Origin of the sequence: Pontibacillus yanchengensis Y32 (assembly GCF_000770635.1) — a bacterium.
Taxonomy (GTDB): domain Bacteria; phylum Bacillota; class Bacilli; order Bacillales; family BH030062; genus Pontibacillus; species Pontibacillus yanchengensis.
In genome coordinates this window covers 1-16,209 of record NZ_AVBF01000031.1, presented here as the reverse complement: position 1 = coordinate 16,209, position 16,209 = coordinate 1, and the positions used below count along the sequence as shown (strand labels likewise).

Annotated in this window: 15 protein-coding genes; 6 read left to right on the top strand and 9 right to left on the bottom strand. The window is 36.7% G+C overall.

Annotated elements, in window-relative coordinates:
- Nucleotides 1–2 precede the first annotated feature (2 nt).
- Nucleotides 3–1,202 carry a hypothetical protein gene (locus N782_RS11895; protein WP_036820108.1) on the bottom strand — a complete coding sequence of 400 codons (1,200 nt, stop codon included), beginning with the start codon at nt 1,200–1,202 and terminating at the stop codon, nt 3–5.
- Between the two features lie 187 nt (nt 1,203–1,389).
- Between N782_RS11895 and N782_RS20745 the strand changes: the two genes are divergently transcribed.
- The 4 genes from N782_RS20745 to N782_RS21055 all read left to right on the top strand — a co-directional run bounded on the left by N782_RS20745 (nt 1,390) and on the right by N782_RS21055 (nt 4,715).
- Nucleotides 1,390–2,547 (top strand): BMQ_0737 family morphogenetic spore coat protein, encoded by a 1,158-nt coding sequence (locus N782_RS20745; protein ID WP_052111311.1) that lies wholly within the window; start codon nt 1,390–1,392, stop codon nt 2,545–2,547.
- Nucleotides 2,548–2,657: 110 nt separating this feature from the next.
- On the top strand, nt 2,658–4,166 hold the full coding sequence (locus tag N782_RS11885; protein WP_036820105.1) for a coiled-coil domain-containing protein: 1,509 nt from the start codon (nt 2,658–2,660) through the stop codon (nt 4,164–4,166).
- Entirely contained in the window at nt 4,163–4,315 is a 153-nt protein-coding gene (locus tag N782_RS21540) for a hypothetical protein (RefSeq protein WP_161783104.1), read from the top strand. The genes N782_RS11885 and N782_RS21540 overlap by 4 nt, the downstream gene beginning before the upstream one ends.
- The gene (locus N782_RS21055; protein ID WP_084103072.1) at nt 4,263–4,715 is read left to right on the top strand and encodes a Mov34/MPN/PAD-1 family protein; all 453 of its coding nucleotides are present in this window, start codon (nt 4,263–4,265) and stop codon (nt 4,713–4,715) included. The genes N782_RS21540 and N782_RS21055 overlap by 53 nt, the downstream gene beginning before the upstream one ends.
- 1,409 nt (nt 4,716–6,124) lie before the next feature.
- Here N782_RS21055 and N782_RS11875 read toward each other — a convergent pair.
- From N782_RS11875 to N782_RS21535, 3 genes are all read right to left on the bottom strand, one after another.
- Entirely contained in the window at nt 6,125–6,820 is a 696-nt protein-coding gene (locus N782_RS11875) for a galactosyltransferase-related protein (RefSeq protein WP_036820100.1), read from the bottom strand.
- Nucleotides 6,821–6,849: 29 nt separating this feature from the next.
- Complete coding sequence (locus N782_RS11870; RefSeq protein WP_036820097.1) at nt 6,850–7,734, bottom strand: glycosyltransferase; 885 nt, start codon at nt 7,732–7,734, stop codon at nt 6,850–6,852.
- A gap of 84 nt (nt 7,735–7,818) precedes the next feature.
- Complete coding sequence (locus N782_RS21535; RefSeq protein ID WP_161783103.1) at nt 7,819–7,965, bottom strand: hypothetical protein; 147 nt, start codon at nt 7,963–7,965, stop codon at nt 7,819–7,821.
- A gap of 525 nt (nt 7,966–8,490) precedes the next feature.
- Between N782_RS21535 and N782_RS11865 the strand changes: the two genes are divergently transcribed.
- Entirely contained in the window at nt 8,491–9,375 is an 885-nt protein-coding gene (locus tag N782_RS11865; RefSeq protein WP_036820094.1) for a CgeB family protein, read from the top strand.
- 25 nt (nt 9,376–9,400) lie between these two features.
- Nucleotides 9,401–10,459 (top strand): polysaccharide pyruvyl transferase family protein, encoded by a 1,059-nt coding sequence (locus tag N782_RS11860; RefSeq protein WP_036820091.1) that lies wholly within the window; start codon nt 9,401–9,403, stop codon nt 10,457–10,459.
- Nucleotides 10,460–11,331: 872 nt separating this feature from the next.
- Here N782_RS11860 and N782_RS21295 read toward each other — a convergent pair.
- The 5 genes from N782_RS21295 to N782_RS11840 all read right to left on the bottom strand — a co-directional run bounded on the left by N782_RS21295 (nt 11,332) and on the right by N782_RS11840 (nt 15,801).
- Nucleotides 11,332–11,454, bottom strand: coding sequence for a YfhE family protein (locus N782_RS21295; protein ID WP_152600767.1), 123 nt, complete (start codon nt 11,452–11,454; stop codon nt 11,332–11,334).
- A 163-nt stretch (nt 11,455–11,617) separates the two neighbouring features.
- The gene (locus N782_RS11855; protein ID WP_036820089.1) at nt 11,618–12,166 is read right to left on the bottom strand and encodes a GNAT family N-acetyltransferase; all 549 of its coding nucleotides are present in this window, start codon (nt 12,164–12,166) and stop codon (nt 11,618–11,620) included.
- A 331-nt stretch (nt 12,167–12,497) separates the two neighbouring features.
- Complete coding sequence (locus tag N782_RS11850; RefSeq protein ID WP_036820086.1) at nt 12,498–13,124, bottom strand: class F sortase; 627 nt, start codon at nt 13,122–13,124, stop codon at nt 12,498–12,500.
- Nucleotides 13,125–13,128: 4 nt separating this feature from the next.
- Entirely contained in the window at nt 13,129–13,932 is an 804-nt protein-coding gene (locus N782_RS11845) for a DUF4397 domain-containing protein (protein ID WP_036820083.1), read from the bottom strand.
- A gap of 450 nt (nt 13,933–14,382) precedes the next feature.
- The gene (locus N782_RS11840; protein ID WP_036820080.1) at nt 14,383–15,801 is read right to left on the bottom strand and encodes an MBL fold metallo-hydrolase; all 1,419 of its coding nucleotides are present in this window, start codon (nt 15,799–15,801) and stop codon (nt 14,383–14,385) included.
- Nucleotides 15,802–16,209: the final 408 nt, after the last annotated feature.

Here is a 16,209-nt window from a genome sequence, read left to right as displayed (position 1 = left end):
GATCATGAAACGACTATGCTGTTATTTGAAGGAAATGAAAGATCCTGTTCGCGAAAGTAAACAATACCTTGAATGGTTACTTGATTATGTTGTTCTTCATTTTCGGTAATCGTAACTTGAAAACTTGATAGTGATGTAGCTTCACCGGGAGCAAGACTTAAAGATTGAATAGGTTCAATCCAGTATTCTCCTCTTTCTTGAGCTTGATCAAACCAATCATCCGACATATATTTCCAACCTTTTAAACTCTCCCCAGAATGAACCCCGAATGTGTCTGCCATACCTGGTGGAAGAATCTGCCCACCTAAACTTACTTGATCAATAGGATCTATTTTCAAGCAAATAATTGGCTGGATTAATGTTGTATTGCCAGTATTCTTGATATGAAAATCTCCTGTGATTATTAATTTTTTATCCTCTTTAGAAGGATAAAAAATATAATCAAAAAACACCTCTGACTGTACTATTTCTTCTTGGATTGAGTTAGTTTGTGAACTCTGTTTTTCGGCTGTTTTTTGTTGTGGCTTCTTTTTTTCTTTTTTTGCTGGTGACTTGAACTGTTCAAAAAAACTAGTGAGTGTTTGTTTTGTACAGGAGGAAACGTCTACATTTAGTTGATTCGAGAAATAGCTAATAATTGCATCAGAAAGACTGATTGATAATTCCTCAATATAGGATGCCAGATGCTGATTGGATTTATCTTTCGGTATTTCACATTGCAACGTAAGCAATGGGGTTGAGGAGGTGGATGGCCCTTGCTTAACAAAACTATGTGATAAGTGGAACAGGTTGAATTGTTTCCTTAATAAATTTACCATCTCTAACGTTTGATCAGATCCATTATGCATCACAAATAGGTTGGGGGTACTCATATAATGATTAGGGCTTATGGGATTAAAGGAGAAATGAAAATCGATTCCTGTGGAGTCTGGTGTAGTGTGGGAGAATGTTAGATTGGTTTCTTGAAGGAACGTTTTTACTTGTTCTATTACTTTAGATAAAAAGCCGTCACTATTATCTGCATCCTCATATATAAAATTCACCACTTTTTGATGTAAAGGAGGATGAACATGTATTGTTTGCTCCTTCGCATCCCATATAAATTGATATCCCTTTGCTAAACAATAACGGCGAAAAAGAACAAAATAGTCATATGGAAGGTCACTGATAGGTTTATTTTGATACTTCACCAAGATGGTCACATTTACTCCTCCTATAAGGTGTCTGTATATGATTCATTCATATGTGTAACGCAATAAAAAAATGTAGGAAGAAGAAAGATAAAAAATTTACAGAATTTGGGCTGTTCGATTATACCAAAAAGGCAAACCATCCATAGGATATAGTGTAATTTCAAATACACCCATGTAAAAGAGAGGAAGGATATACGTGAAAAAGCGTAGTTCAATAAGGGGATCCCAAACACCAACTCCGACACCAACTCCAATCGATCCAAACAACTTAGCACCAGAATGTATCCGTGTTGACAAAGTTTATGACTGGGTATTCTTTGCCAACGATTATCAAAATAAAAACTTCATTCCTGATGAGGCTTGTCGTGAGGCAGTTAGCAATGCATTAGCAAATGGGGATAGAGTTACAACAGAATGTAATTCTACAAATCCAGAGGATGTCATTTGCAATGCGACAATCCTAGAAAATGGAAATCCGGGTCGTGTCCAAATCATTTGGACAGTTACTGTTAATGTAAGTGTCTTTATTAATGGTAATCTAGCATGTACGTTCCCAGTAAGAACTCAGTTTGATGATACGATCATGCTTTGTGTTCCAGAAGGTATCACAAATGACAATATTAATTGCCGTGCTACTCAGGTAATTTGTCGTACTGATGGTGTTCTTATGGGCCCAGATATGTTTGGACCAATGATTCCTGTAAGAGTTGTATTATGTAAAGATGTTCAGGTTGAATTCCCAGTTAAGCTTGAAGTTCTTGCTAAATTCTGTTTCCCACGTGCTAACAACATCCCAGTTCCTAATGATGTAATTAAATGTGACCTTAACCTATTAGAATTCCCAAGACAGTGCCCAGATATCTTCCCAGTTGACAACTGCGAATGCCAGGCTACAGTGTTGGCTAGAAATGAAGAAACTCTTGCAACCTTTGGTGAAAATGGAACCTTAGTTCCTGGTACTTCAACACTTGATGGTGAAATCTGTCAAGAATGCTCGTTAGGTGATAGTCAGTTTACATTCTCATTTACTTCAGATGAAGATGGGGATACTACACCAACACCAACAGCATCACCATTTGACTTAAGCTTCACTTATGATCCATCTACAATCGACCGAGTAGTGTGTGATACAGATGATGAATCACTTGCTGCTTTTGGTGAAGGTACTCAAACATTTGACACGTCAACTCAATTTGCTAACTATGAACTTCGTATCTTTAACGACCCAGCTGGATTCCAATTAATCCTAAGAAACACTGCTGGAGAAGTAATCTTCGATAGTGGAGTTGTTGATGCGCTAGTACGTTACGAAGAATGTGAAACATTCGCAGATTTATTAAATAATAATGACTAAGTAAAAAAGAGGAGGTTCTACTCCTCTTTCTTACATAGAACAAAATCACAACAAAGCTGAAATAACATATAAATATAAGAAAACTTTATGTCTGGAAGGGAGGAAAAAAAGTGAAGACAAACAACAATCTCAAGATTAACAATCACGAACAATCCTATTTTCTCCTCCAACATGTAAGTACATTTGAACGGAAGCTTAACAAATTCCGTAAGAAATTAAATAAACAAAAGGAAATACGTTCAAGGTTACATCCGCAGCATTCCCATCTAATAACGATACTTAATGAGCAATCTACTAGGTTGGATGAAATAAAAGAACATAACTCGTCAGAGAAGAATACTAATCCTAAATCCGTCGATCAAGTTGTAAGGGAATTAGATGAGAGTATCCATCAAAGCCTTCAAATGGAAAAAGAAATGCAGGATACATTGATTGAAAAAGATAAAGAACTATACTTTTCTACCTCAAAGAACAATGACTTGACCAACTATTTAAATCACCACAGATATGTGAACCATTTATACGGGGAAAAAATAAACTCACTTCTTTTTGACATAGAGAAACGAAATCAAAAAATTACTTTACTCCAATCAATCTATAATAGTTCACAAGAAATGATTTCCTATCATAACAAAAAATTAACAGGATTAAATAATGACTATAATAGAATTGCCAATCAAGTTCAACAAAAGGAAGAGCTTATTAAGAGGTTCAAGCTAAATGAAAAAGTAGCTTTTAAAAGTAGAAAAGAAAAAAATGAATTACTTGCTACATTGCAACTTAAAGTGAATACGTTGCTTGCTCAATTAGGTAATAAGACAAATCACTATCAAGATTCAAGTCTTGAAGAAACTATATCCTTACATCTTAATAGAATGGAACAGGATTACAGTCACTTAAAATGTGCAAAGAAAGATCTTGAACAATTCAATATTGAAGTTTATTGGAGGGGAATAAATAATATGTGGAATTTATGGAAAAACGACACCGAAGAAGAGAACCAGCAGAAGCTTGCCCACATCACTGAAGTCATTGAAGAGGTTGAGAAGAATTTAGAAGAGTATAAAGAGTTATTTAAACAATTAAATGAAACGATACAATCGAATGAAGAAAAGAATACCTCATTGCAAGACTTCGTTCAAGAATTACAAGATACAATTAGCATATACCAACAAAAACAAGAGCACTATCAATTGGAAATAGAGCAATTAACGAAACAAATAGAGGAATTCAAAAGTGTTGAAGAACAGAAACAGCAAGAAACAACTAGACTCGAAGAGGAATTAAAGTCATTTAAAGATCAACAGTCTCAATATGATAAGAATGTAAACCATTATAAGCAGCAAATCAAAAATTTAGAAAAACAGAAAAATGATTACCACAAAAAAATCAACTCATTAACTAGGAAACTAAAAGAATTTAAGGCACATGGATCAAATAGTACTAATTCTGAAATTCTAACAACCGACTCTGTCACTGGCAATTCTAGTGTTAGAGAAATTAATTACGATGACCTTAAACAGTTTCACTACCAACCAATGCAAGAAGATTCCAATTCTACAGTATTCAACCCATATAAATATTCTCAGTTAATGAGTAGAGGAGAGAATAAAAAATGAATTCAGAAGAATTAAATAAACTATTTCAACAAAAGAAAATAAAGAAAAACACTCAACCAAAGAAGAAAAAGGAACGAAAGAAGTTAAAAACACCCAATTCCAAAGCAAAGAGAAAAGGCTGTTGCGGCCAACATCGCGCAACGTCATAATCGCTACACGTATATTAAGAAATCAGTCTATAATGATATAATTGATCACTCAAAAAAGGAACTCCCTTTAGAAGCTTGTGGAATACTTTCAGGAAAAAATGGACGTTGTGATACGGCGTGGCCGATGGAGAATATAGAAAGAAGCCCTAATTCTTTTGCTATATCAAATAAAGATTTACAGCAAGCATTTAAAAGCATTACATTGCAAAAGGAAGCCTTCACAGGAATATATCATTCCCATCCAACAGCAGCCCCTTTTCCTTCTAAGGAAGATATCACTCACCATATTTATCCTGAAGTCGTATATTTTATTGTTTCATTAAGAAGGCGAACTCCCTTAGTTAGATGTTTTCAAATTAAAGAGTATAAAGTTTATCCTCTAAAGATCATAACTGTATAGTAAGATTACTAACGGGAATAAGTGTAGACAGAGCTTTACATGTGGAACTTATACAAACAGTTTATAAATCATCTATTCATTAAACGACTTCTTCAGAATGAATTATCTTTCTATTATTATTAAAAATCTATATGAAGAAAATCCTGCTCGTTTCGGGCAGGATTTTTTATTATCTAACGTATTATAAAAAAGGGGGGGGATAGTGGATCAATTGGGTGATGTGAAATGGCCACGTCCAGCTCCAGCGGCCAGCGACTAGCAAACTTCCTGCACCTCCTTGCGATAAGTGAACATCGAATCGCTAACGCTCTTCGTGTTTCCTTTATCTTAGGCTGTGTTAAAGTTTGTTGTTGATTTTGGAATCAACTAATCAAAATAGCCTCATTCAAGATAAGAAGTATCATCTGGAAAAAGGGGTTATGGTGCTGAGTAGTTGATTCGGTGGGAATTTACTCACTTTCCGCGGACAATCGGTGAAGCCTCCTCGTTCGGCTTCGCCTCTCTGCGGGGTCTTCACTCGATCGTTTTTCCGCAGGAGTCTCGTAAATTCCCATCGAATCAACGCCATGTTTTGGAGTCCTTATCAAGGAAGGTATTTCTTTTTTATTTGGATTAAGGGGGGAACGTTTTAACGATATTGATTCATATTCAAGGTGGTAAAACATGATTAAATCCCTTTGATATCAAGGGATCAAAGATTAAACAGATTGACTAATCTGTTAATATCATAATACTCAACCAAGCACTAACTACGATGGACCCGTTATCCCATATACCAATGGGCGGAGGGAAATGGTGAGACTCCTGCGGAAGAAGGGACAATGCGAGACCCCACAGAGAGGCGTATGCCGAACGAGGAGGCTCGCATGTTCCTCCGCGGAAAGCGAACCATTTCACCACAGCCCCTTCCTCATAAAAGTAACGGACCCAGCTTCACCAGTTATTCAACATAATGGTGTTTATATGGAAGAACATAATACTATTTCATTATAATATCAACAACAAACTTTAACACAGCCTTATCTTAAAAGGATTTTGAGGAAGTTCGATTAAATGAGGTTCGATTAAGATCGCTGCATCGTGCAGCAACATCGAACTGACCTACATCCTGTAGGCCCACGTCATGTAGCAACATCGAACCAACCCACGTCGTGTGGGCCGCAGCATATACGTCGCTAGCAGGGCGCTTGCGCTTTTGTTCTCGTCTAGGAAATTATAAAATTCAATGCTTGTGTATAACTGAAAAAGTGGTGCGGCCACGTCCAGCTCCAGCGCCCAGCGACTAGTATGCTTCCCTCGCCTCCGTACGATAAGTTAACATCGAATCACTACGTTCTTCGTGTTGCCTTTATCTCCTACGGCTCAGTCCAGCATATACGTCGCTACCAGGGCGCTTGCGCTTTTGTTCCTTAGTAAGAGTTGGTTGAATGTTTAATGATTTTTTTCATTTCTTGGATATCTCCTGAAGCTTTACAATATTTGCGGGCAAGAAGGACGTTTTCGTTGTAATGAGAATTCCCTGTTGCTCGTTGAGTAGGATGCCATAAATGATAGATACTATTATTTAATCGTTTATGCTTCCCGCAAAGCGTATCCATAGCGCATGCAAAAGCATCGTCCTCGCCACCCCATCCTATGAATCTTTCATCAAATCCTCCCACCTTATAAAAACACTTTTTGGATAATATATTTATACCGCCAGCTGGAAGGATAGAAGAAGAGAATCGTGGAGAAGTTTTGACTGAAAGAGAAAGAGGCCAGGTAGGTTTGGTCTCTAGAAGAGAGGAGGTGCTTTGCTTGTTAATATCTAATACCTTTTTATAGGGGATAACCCATGGGTAATGTTTAAGCAACTGTATAGATTGCTGAATATGAGTAGGGCTACATAGTATATCTGCATCTATAATAACAAAAATATCACCAGAGGCTTTTTTGGCTGCTTGATTGACTGCTTTCGCTTTGCAAGGGGTTGATTGATGGAGAGTCCCTATACAAATTTCTGCTTCAGGTAACATCTTTTTATAATACGTAAGTAACCATTTAAATGCTTTTTTTCGATTTGGATCAGAAGACTGGAACGGGATGAGAATAGATGTTTTGCTCATAAGCTCCTCCATTAAATAAAGTGTTCAATCTAAAAAGGGATACTAAATTTATGAAAAAACCAATCATCATTATATTTTCTCTTCTGTAAGTATAATTTTCTTTGCTGTTGAGCACCTTCTTTTAACACGTTGCGCTCAAGCTTTTTTATATCTACATTTTTAATTAGTTTTTTGCAGGATACAATCCTTGGAACAGAAAAGTGAGAATAAGCCATACGCAAGAAGTTATAATGAACGTGCTCTGGTTCTACCTCATATGGTTGCTTCTTTCGGAAAAGGTGAGAAATCGTTACTGTAGGAAGAACGTGACAACGATAGCCAAATAACCATAATTTAATGGACAGCTCTACATCCTCATGACCCCATCTAACAAAACCATGATCGAAGCCACCCACATCATTAAATACCTTCTTAGATATCATAAAACAACCACCTGGAATAATTGCAGTTTCACTTAATCGCTTAGGATTAGGGTTCCATTTAACCTTTAGTCGTCTATTAAGCGTTTGTCCATACCCAATAGACTCCTCATGGTTCATAGCAGAGATAGCTGGGCATATGACATCCGTTCTATTAGAAAGGAGAGGAGAAGCTAACTGATCAATCCACCAATCTTGAAAATTAAGGTGAGCATCACAAAAGATAAGATAATCCCCTTGTGCATGCTGAGCACCTAGGTTTCTTGCACTAGCAGCTCCAAGTCCCTTAGTCTTTACTAGTTTTATAGATTGCATAGGTCTGTGATTTTTTAAAAAATTACAACACCCATCATTTGAAGCATCATCTATTATAATCACTTCGAATTTTTCTTTGGTTTTGGAAGTGTATAAAGAATCTAAAGTAGAAACAACATTTTTTCCTTCATTTTTCACAGGAAAAATAATTGAAAATGTAGGATTAGCAAGGTTCGCCATAAGATCTCACTCCTGTTATATAAATAAACAACTTCTTCCATATTTTATGAGTGGAAGTAAGGAGTGTGATTCTTATCCATCTATTTACTTTTGATTATCTTTTTCCCTCTGCATCAGTGGCTTGAGTCGCTCTACAAGTTCATCAATTACCTCTTGAGTAGTAAGATGATCTTGAAGGCTGCTTTTATGGGTAACATCCTTAAGAATCTCAATAATTTTCTTTTGTTTCACTATCTTCACCTCTTTCTTACAGAAAAGGATGGTATAAAGGTAAAAAATAGTTCTAATTAGAGGTATTGTATAATATGACTTTTAGGTTGAATTTGTAACTCTGGGGTGATTAAACGAATGTAGGAAATGAAAGGAAGGGAGGGGAGAGAAGAATTGAAAAGATTAGTACATTAATAAGTTATGTGACGATTAAAGAGTTTGATATGGACAAGAGTAGAGGGCTTATGAGGATTTTTTAATGTCGTACATAAGGAAAAAACATGATGTTACTTTATCCAATACAATACGGTAACGCGTGTGAATAACGTTTATTATATGAAAATCTCTCCCTTCCGAGAGGGGAGATGTACACCTAATCGTAGTGGACTATAAAAAATAGAAATCAAAAATAGTATTTCTCTCATATCATATAATAATGAAAAAGTACAATTTACTTTATCCTTAAATAAGGGCGCAACAACCTTTATCCCTGAAACTATAATATAAGCAAGACTGATATATTGTAAGAAAACAGGAGTGTACAATATGATAAGGAAATATAATATAAAGAAGCGTTTGCTTATGTGTTATGGGAAAACTCATTATTCTCCTGGGAGATATTTAGAAGATGCTTTGCGGGCTATTGGAACTCATGTTGAAACCCACACAAGTGTAATCGATTTTTCAAAAATTGATTCTAAGAAGTATTCAGGAGTTATTTTTGTAGAAACCAACAAAACGGTTGAAGTTAAGAATATTCATATGGCTAAGATGCCCAAAGTCTTTTGGGTACACCATGGTGAGAATAGATTAGAGAGAAATCTTAACTTGGAAAAACGATATAAACCAGATCTTATATTAATGTCCCATTCCTTACACCTTTCCAAGCATTTTTCCGCTAAAGTGAAATTCTTCCCTTTCGGTATGGATACCAGAATCTTTAACAACAATAAGCCTCTCCAAAAACGAAGCTATGATTTATCTTTCGTAGGTAATCGTCATGAAAAATTTTATAACGAGAGAAATAAAACACTAACATTATTGCACAACCATTTTTCTAACTATAATACATCTTTGTATTCAAATGTATATGTGAGCCAACTTTCTAGTCTATATTCCAACTCCAAGATTGTATTTAATGAATCTCATCACAACGTTCACCCTATAAATATGCGAATTTTCGAAGGAATGGGATGTGGGGCACTGCTCATTACAGATGAAGTTGAGAATCAACGTTTGCTGAATCTGGTAGATGGCAAACACTATATTATTTATCGTTCATCAAAAGAATTAATAGATAAAGTAGGCTATTATCTTACTCATATGGATGAAGCGCAAAAAATTGCATCTGAAGGAAGGAAATATCTTTTACAGCATCATACCTACGAGCATCGTGCCCGTACATTGGTTAGGCTAATGAGTAGTATCTAATAATTTTGTTGGAAGGGGGGAGGGCATGAAAAAAATATTATATGTAGGCTGGCTCGGATTTGATAATCTAGGTGATGAACTAATGTATGATGTTTTTAAGGAGGTTTGTGATCAATATTTTAATCCTGGTAGTGTGACCATCCCATATATCCCTATGAAAAAAACGTATAATGTAAAAGATTATGATGTGGTTGTATTAGGCGGGGGGTCCTTACTGCTTCAGTCCTATTATATCAATATTTTATATCAAGCTGTCCAGTTGAAGAAGAAGGTAATCATTTGGGGAACGGGAACAGATCGGTTACCAAAGTATAGTTTGAAAACGTTGTTAGATAAGAATGACAAGAAGAGCGATTATATTCCAGAGAAAGATAGGAGAAGGTTAAAGAGGATTATTCAACATGCTAGTTATGTAGGAGTTAGAGGACCATTAACTTATAACCTGTTAAAGAAGATGGATCTACTAACACCAAAAGTGAAGATAAGTGGCGACCCAGGCTTCTTATTAAGTCGTAATTTAGGTGAGCAGAAGAAAGATAAGAAGAATGTTAAAAAAACTATTGGAATTAATTGGGGAACAACTTTTAATAACATTTATGGAAGCAATGAAGCTCATGTTGAAGATGAAATGGTGAAAGTAGCAAGGGATTTTATTCAAAAAGGATATCGCATCTATATTTACTCCATGTGGTCAGAAGATATAGAACCATGTAAACGCCTGTATAACAAACTAAATGATAAGCAACATGTCACATTATCTACTAGAATATTAAATCAAAATCAGTTAATGGATGTGCTCAAAAACTTCAGCTTTACCATTAATTTCAAACTACATGCAAATATTATATCTTACGCTGCAAATACACCATTTATTGCTATTGGATATCGATTTAAAATTTATGACTTTGCTCATTCTATCGGGTTACCAAACTTAGTAGTAGATACCGAGTCTAAGATGCTTAAACAAGACATCTTAAGATTAGAACAATATATCCATGAAAACCGTAAAGATATTGTTAGCCGTTTTGAAAAGACTCGGAAAGATTATGAATATAAATTATTAAATAGCCTTCCATTGTTATGAATTTGAAGTAGCAACTCTTTTTCAGGAGGGTAAAAAAGTGGAAGAAAAATACTGTTTAATTAAAAGCTGGAGTATAGCATAATGTCTGCTCCAGTTTTTAGCTTGCGCTTTTGTTCCTTTCGTTTCTTTGATATCAAATGTAACAATTTTCTAGTCGCTGTAGCTAGATGTGGACAAGTTACTTATGTATATAGATAAGAAATGATTTTTAATTACCTGGTGCACACAACAAAAAGAGAGCAAAATAGAAGGGGAGGTCTATTTTACTCCTATAGAAAGGAAGGTTTATAAAAAGTGATCACTTTTATCTTTGGGGTAGATTTTTTTATTTAGGAAGATTTTTAGAAAAACAAGATCGATCTTAGTAGTAATATATGTAAAAAAAGAAAAAGGGAAAGGGACAATAGAACAGGGCATATGAGTTTTTTTGTATAAGTATATGTTAAAGGATGATGTTGATATATAGGAACGAAAAGTTTTATCAACAGTATTTGTTTCAACAGCTAAACATAAAAAAAACGACTGCTATAACAGCAGCCGCACGACTGGATTGTTTTCTTCTCTACACGAAAAGGGGAGGAATCAGTGCACACCGAAATGATGTGGGAAGAAAAACAATCTCTTGTTCACAGTGATATCCACATTGGAAGGGTTTTATACATAAGTATATGAGGCATTTATTCACAATATCCACAACAAACAAAAAAGTTATCCACAAAATTGTATGCACAGATGGAAGTATGTAAGTGGCAGGGGAAGTACCGACTTACTAACATTGTGCACAATGTTGTGGATAACTTTGTTAACAACAGGGGGAGATAGGATATTATCTATCCATACTACTTTAATACCCGAAATCATTAAAAGTAATCTTATTTTTGTCTCGTATTTGCAACAATTTTATTGGCACGTTTAAAATCCTGTAGATAATTGACCTCTTGTGCTTTAGTTAACTTGCTTCGTCTTTCTTTAGCGACTTTAGCTTTTGACTTCATATATAACGCCTCCTTATCTTTGTCCTATATACCAGTATGGACTTGATGAAGGAGAGATATACAACGTTTGACTTTGTGTGGAAGACTTTCATTCCATGAAAAAGGGGATTGTTCCTCATTGCGCCATGTGGAACGCAGTCAGGAACAATCCCCTTTGATTATTTCAAGCTTCTTGTGCTTCTTCGTTTTCTTGAGTGCGGTAGTAGTGGAACATGTATTGGTCCTTCGTGATTGCGTATAGATGGAATACATCCTCATCTTTGTTAATCCAGTTGTACACTTCAGGGTAGATTTCATCACTAATGCTGCAGTAAGGTAATTTCTCAGCAGCTTTTTGGGAGCGGATGTTGGTTTTGCGGATTTTCATAAAAATAGCGTTGATATCAAGTTCGAAGAATAATTCCTCAAAGAATGCATCTTTTGCGATGCGATTATAACCTTTCCCATGATACTCTTTTCCGATCCATGTAGCTAAGAAGCCCGTATTTTGGTTGATGTCGAACAGGTTGATGGTGCCAATTGGTTGATGCCACTCATCTAAAATAGTACGGGAAATCAGTTCACCATTTTCTTCAGCTTCCATCGTTTGCTTTGTTAGGAAGTAAAATTCGTCGCTGCAATGTGCTTTGTGACGGACATAAGGAAAAACATCAGGGTGTGACATAAGCTCGAATAGTGCAGGTGACTCGTGTAGATCGCGTTTTTTTAACATTAAAAATCCCTCCTGGTTTGCAAGAGGGCAGAATTATGCCAGGGAGTTCCCAGTGGTTAACTCCACCCTCGAATTTTTATCAATTGCTCACAAAAATCCGGGGTGGGAATCGAACCCACTAGAACCAGCGTACTGCTGGTGACGCACCATTTGCCTTCCCTGGGAAATTGTATTGTAAAACCTTATGATTTCGCATCATATCATCTATCCTTATAGTACTCGATTCCATATAAAAAGGGAATAGTTTTTTTGTTGATTTTTTATTAAATTTTTACGAAGTACATAAAAAGGCTGCATGAAGGGATTTCACCTCCATACAACCTTTTTTGCATTAACTATTCACGAGTGAAGTGTAAACAACTAAACGTTCTTCATGATCTTGGATGGAATGGTCGAATGTTCCTGTGCAAGTGAGTAAGTTTAAGTTTTGGTTATTGCTAGGACCAAATATTTCTCGTAAAGGTGCATCGTCTTTTGGATATGCTACAACTTTATTTACTTCAAAAGTTAGTTTCTTTCCATCTTCATCTGTAACGTAAATTTGATCTCCCGCTGATAGATCTTTTAAATCAAAGAATACAGCAGGGCCGTTTTTATCATCTACGTGTCCAGCCAGAATGGCATTTCCGCTATTACCTGGTTTGGTACCAGGTTCAAACCAGCCAACTTGTTCCGCGTTTGAAGGGACTTCCATTTCGTTCTTCTCTGTTAGACGTTCTGAAGTAATCTTAGCATCAACGTTTATTGCAGGGATTTCGATGCGTTTTGGTACTATGCCCTGTTGCTGAATGGAAAAGGATTCTTCACCGGAAGTTGGTGTGGTTTCTTCCTTGATAGCTGAAGGCTCTTTTTGAGACAGTACCTTTTCTGAGCTCCCCTGTGCTTGTGTTGATACTAATGGTTGTTCCTGACAAGCTGCTAGGAATAACAGACTGCATGCCAATAGTAGTTGTTTCATGTTCTTATTGTTCTTGCGTACGACGGCGATAGAAAATCATTGCTCCTGCACCGAATAACACAACACTAAGTGCAATTGGTAGAAGAGAAGAAGAGTCTTGAGCTGTTCCACCCATTCCAGTTTGAGGCATGGAGTCTGGCATTAATGTGTAATCTTTAAGCATAAGCACTTCTAGGTTTTCTGCAGTACCAACAGCAAATACACTATATACAGTGTTCTTTTCAAGCATTGTACCAGATAGATCTTTTACTTGTGTGCCATCTGAAGTGCGGATTTCAAGGTCATATGTCATTGGGTCAAGTTCTTTATAATCGGTTACCATTGGGAATGAAGCACCACTAAATACTGCATCTCCATCAATCATACCTACATCAACCGTTGGAGCATTTGGGGAAAGGTGACCAACGCGAACCTTCGTCTTTCCTTCTGTAACGCTCATAGAGTCTTGAATAACTTTAAGCTCAATGTTTTCAAGCATGTTGATAGCTGCAACTGTGTATGCCATACCAGCTTCAACTGTAAGAGATTTAGAGATAACAGGATCTTGTTCACCTTTAGTTCCTGCTGCATAAATTTCAACGTTATGATCTCCTGCAGGTAGTTTTAAGTAATCGGTAGAGGCTTTGAATTCCGCACCTTCCACTACAGCATTTCCATCTACATATACATCAACTGCCGGAGCATCTGGGGAAGCGTGAAGGACACGAACCATCGCTTCATTTGAACTATGGTTATCTGCAAAAACGGTACTTCCTAGTGCACCAAAAACAAGAATTGCTGTCATAAGCATCGAGAAAACTTTTTTCATTCCGTAACACTCCTTTAATATATTTTGTACAAAACATATACAAAGTTTGTACATGTTAGTTATATACCATTATTATTTAGAATCCAAACTACTATTATGTATAAATGTGCTGAAGAATTTTATAAAGGAGGTAAAGTACTGTTATACCAGTGTTTGAGGCGTTTGTGGAAATAAGTAGTAATAAAGGAGATTTTTACACACCTTGTTGTACAAGCGTTGTACAACGTTTTGTATAAGGGTCGATTCATAAAAAATTGGAAAGTTGGAAGAATTGTAGCTATTTTAATGAGAACGTTGGTAGTGGGGGAATTTTTGAGAGCATAAAAGGAGTGGAAGGGAGCAAATCTAATCTCGAAACGAGCATAAGTAGAATGCGAATAGTCCCCCAATCTAAATAGATAAACAAAAAAAGAACATGGAAAGGCAATGCCATTCCATGTTCTCATACTCTTACTTCGTAGTTGGCAGGTCTTGTTTAGACCAAGAGCCGAAACCACCTTGCATATTGATTACGTTTTTAATGCCGTTAGCTTGTAGGATACTTGTTGCCATAGCGGAACGGCCGCCAGATAGACATTGAAGGACAACAGGTTTATCAGTTGGGACTTCTTCAATGCGCTCTGGAAGATAACCTAGCATAATGTGCTTAGCTTGTGGGATATGACCATCATTCCACTCGCCTTCGTTACGCACATCAATCAGATTCACTTCATTGTTGGCAATTTGTTCTGCAAGTTTATCAGGAGTACTTACTTCATAGGATTCCATTTCCATACCATTCGCTTTTAGTTCAGCTAGTTGAGTAGTTTCCATGTAGCCTTCTACATGATCTGCTCCGATAGAACGTAGTGTTTTTGTTAGGTCATCCACACTAGTTTCTTCGGTGATCAAATAAACTGGCTTGTTATAATCTACTAACCAACCAGCCCAGTTTGCGAAAGATTTATTGTTAGGAATATTAATTGTTCCTGGTACATGGCCTTCAGCGAATTGTGATGCAGGACGAGTATCAATCATTTGCATGCCTTCGTTTAGACTAGCTTTCAATTCTTCTACGCTAGGCTCGATTTTAGTTGGATTTGGTAGTTCACTAATTAGTGCCGGACCTTCTTTGTTTACTTTCTTCATAACTGCGAAATATTTTGGTGGTTCAGGCTGTTCTGAGATTAAGTCCGCCACAAATTGTTCTTCATCATCATGATTTAGAGCCCAGTTTGTAAGTTTTTCATAGCCAACGGAACTAGATGGGATAGCTCCTAGTGCTTTACCACATGCGCTTCCAGCACCGTGTCCTGGCCATACTTGCATATGATCAGGTAGGTCTTTGAAACGTTTTAGGGAAGCGAACATCTGACGAGCTCCCACTTCTGAAGTATTTTCCATTCCAGCTGCTTTTTCTAGTAGGTCAGGGCGACCAACGTCACCGACAAAGACAAAGTCGCCTGTGAAGATGCCCATAGGGGTGCTCTGTCCGTTGTCATATAGCACGAAAGAAATAGATTCTGGTGTATGACCTGGAGTGTGCATGACTTCAATTGTAATGTTCCCAACTTTAAATTGGTCGCCATCTTTAACAAGCTGATGGTTGATTTGATCTAGGAATTGATACGTCCAATCTTCTCCGCCTTCACCTGAAAGCATGGCTGTTGCCCCTGTTTGGGTAGCCAGTTCCTTTGCCCCTGACACGAAGTCAGCATGGATATGCGTTTCAGCTACATAGGCAATAGAAAGTCCTTCTTTCTTGGCTGTATCAAGATAAGCTTGAATATCGCGAGATGGATCAACAACAAGAGCTTCACCAGTAGCCTGGCAACCAACCATGTAGGATGCCTGTGCTAGTTTTTCATCAAAAAAGTATTTTAGTAACATGTGTATCCCTCACTTTTACGTTTTTTAGATAAATAGTTCAAATCTATAATGTCTTAGCACCCATTACGAAAGTGTAATGAGTTGCTTTGTTAACTACATTTATTACTATAACACATATACCCCTATGGGTAAACAGGTTGAGCTTAGGATGAAAAATTAACTGATATGATGCACTTTATAGGTAGTTCGCTAGTGTAGCGCATTTTCCTGTTAGGTGAGTGTGTAGTGTTTGTAAATATCGTATTTACGGAAAAGCTTACTCTGGATCTGGAAATCACTTTTATATTTATTGGCTTTGTTAAAGTTTGTTGTTGATATGATAATAAAATAGTTTTATGTTCTTCCGTATAAGCACCATTATCTTGAAGACTTGGATTCGAGATATATTAAGGGTGAGGTCCGATACTT